Genomic DNA, 2520 nt, shown 5'->3' on the forward strand with positions numbered 1-2520 from the left:
ACCGTGATCGTCGAGCCAGCGGCTTTGTGCTGCGCGACCGCTTCGGCATCGCGCCGCCAGAAGCTGACGTGATGGCCCTGGAGGGCGAAATCACCGGCGGCGGCGAAGGAGCCGTTGCCGCCGCCCAGCACTGCTATCTTCATTTTCTCGCTCCCTATCCAGCGCAGACGTTGGATGTGCGCCTTCACGGCTCATTTTTGTCGCGCTCGCGCAGCACATGATGCTGCACCTTGCCAAGCGCCGTGCGCGGCAGATCGTCGACGAAGATGATATCGCGCGGCAGTTTGAAGCGCGCAAGCTGCGCTTGCAGATGCTGCTTCAAACCTTCGACGTCAAGCGATGCACCAGGCCGCTTGATGACGAAGGCGACCGGGACTTCGTCCCAGCGCGGATCCGGCCTGCCGATCACGCCGCAATCGACGACGTCGGGATGCTCGATCAGCACGCGCTCGAGCTCGGCGGGATAGATGTTTTCGCCGCCCGAGATGATCAGATTGTTCTTGCGCTCGAGCACCCAGAAATAGCCATCGGCGTCGCGGCGCGCGATGTCGCCGGTGCGATACCATCCGTCCCGCAACGCTTTCCGCGTCGCCTCCGGATTGCGCCAATATTCGGTGAGCACGTTGGGACCGCGGACGACGATCTCGCCCGGTACGCCCTCCACGACCGCGTCGCCGGCCTGATCGACAATTGCAGCTTCGCAGCACAGGCCGGGCAGGCCGGTCGAACCTTGGCGTGACAGGTCGCCTTCGCGGCGCGTGTAGATCGCGATCGGGCAGGTTTCAGTCGAGCCATAGACTTGCAGCACCGGCACATTGCGCGCCGTGATGCGGTCGATCAGCGCGGGCGGCACGATAGTCGAGCCGGTGGAGATCGCCTTGAGGGACGAGAGATCGGTGTCGGCCCAGGCAGGATGTTCGGTCACGGCCTGAATGGTCGCAGGCACCAGCACCGTCAGCGTCGGGCGATCGCGCGCGATCGCGGCCAGCGTCGCGTCCGGCGTGAAACGCGCATGCAGCGTCACCGTTGCGCCATGATGCAGGGCCGGCGTGGTCTGGATGTTGAGGCCGCCGACATGGAACAGCGGCAACACGGTGAGCACGTGATCGTCGGAGGTGAGGCCATGCATGTGCTGGCTCATCACCCCGTTCCACAGCAGCGCCTCCTGGCGCAGCACCGCGCCCTTCGGACGACCCGTGGTGCCTGATGTGTAGACGATCAGCAGCGGGCAGGAGAGGTCGGCCTTATCGGGAACGCTCTCGTCGTCGTGCGCCAGCAGCGCGTCGAACGTCACGCCGCGCTCCGGCATGAAGTCGAGGCCGACAATGCGCGTCTCGGACAACCGTTCCGCAAGCGCCGGCAGCACCGGCGCAAAGGCATGCTCCAGCACCAGCACCTTCGGCGAGGCGTCCGTGAGAATGAACATCTGCTCGGCGACGGCGAGCCGCCAGTTCATCGGCACCAGAATGGCGCCGAGCCGCGCGCAGGCATAGAGCAGCACCAGATAGTCCGGCCGGTTCAGGCTCAGGATCGCGACGCGATCGCCGGGCCTGACACCGAACTTTGATCTCAATGCGCTCGCCGCGTGTGCGATCCGCGTGCTCAGGGCCGCATAGCTCAGTGTCTCGCTTTCGAAGTGAAGCGCCGGCTTGTCGGGCGTAAAGGCGGCGTTGCGCGCAATGAGGCTGGAGAGATCCACGCTCAATCGTCCGTCTCGCCGGGCTCATAGAGCGCCTCACGGCCGATGCGGTCGAGGCAGAGCTCGGCGGTCCAGGGCAGCATCAGCGAGCCGCAGCGGCTATCGCGATAGATTCGCTCCAGCGGCAGCGATTTCAGCATCGATTGTCCGCCGCAAGTGCGGATCGCCAGCGCCGCCAGCTCATTGGCGCCTTCCATCACCGAATATTGCGCCGCATAGGCCCGCAGCGCCTGTTCCTTGCTCGGATTGGCGCGCGCCTCGGTGACGGCCTGGAACCAGATGCCTTTGATTTGCTCCAGCTTGATCTGCATCTGCGCGACCGCGATCTGCTTGGTCGGATACATCCGCCGTTTCACCGGTGGCATGCCCGCCACTTCGCCGCGCAGATATTTGACAGCGAAATCGTACGCAGCCTGCGCCAAGCCCATATAGGTCGGCGACAGCGTCAGGAACATATGCGGCCAGCGCTGAGCGGCCTGGAAATAGACGCCACGCGGCATCAGCGCGGCGTCCTCGCCGACGAACACGTCCTTGAACAGCAGCGTACGCGAGACGGTGCCGCGCATGCCCAGCGGATCCCAGTCGCCGACCACGGAGACGCCGTCCGCATTGGCCGGCACCGCGAGATAGAGCGTGTTGCGGCGGGAAGCCTTCTCGCCCTCGGCGATCTCGGTGCAGAGCACGCCGTAATAGTTGGCATGCCCGGCAAGCGAGGCGAAGATCTTTTTGCCGTTGACGAGCCAGCCGCCGTTGACCGGCTTGGCTTCGGTGCCGAACGCGACGCCGCCGGCGGCGGCTGCACCGCCTTCCGAGAATGGCTG

Annotated in this window: 2 protein-coding genes and 1 pseudogene; all 3 read right to left on the reverse strand. The window is 65.3% G+C overall.

Annotation, left to right across the window (positions count from 1 at the left end):
* Nucleotides 1-143, reverse strand: a pseudogene (locus WA702_RS20655) (glycerol-3-phosphate dehydrogenase); the annotation flags it as partial.
* Nucleotides 144-184: 41 nt separating this feature from the next.
* Nucleotides 185-1699 carry a class I adenylate-forming enzyme family protein gene (locus tag WA702_RS20660; protein ID WP_425112404.1) on the reverse strand — a complete coding sequence of 505 codons (1515 nt, stop codon included), beginning with the start codon at nucleotides 1697-1699 and terminating at the stop codon, nucleotides 185-187.
* 2 nt (nucleotides 1700-1701) lie between these two features.
* Nucleotides 1702-2520 (reverse strand): acyl-CoA dehydrogenase (locus tag WA702_RS20665; RefSeq protein ID WP_425112403.1); only part of this gene is annotated, 819 nt, incomplete at its 5' end.

Origin of the sequence: Bradyrhizobium sp. (assembly GCF_049798375.1) — a bacterium.
Lineage (GTDB): Bacteria > Pseudomonadota > Alphaproteobacteria > Rhizobiales > Xanthobacteraceae > Bradyrhizobium.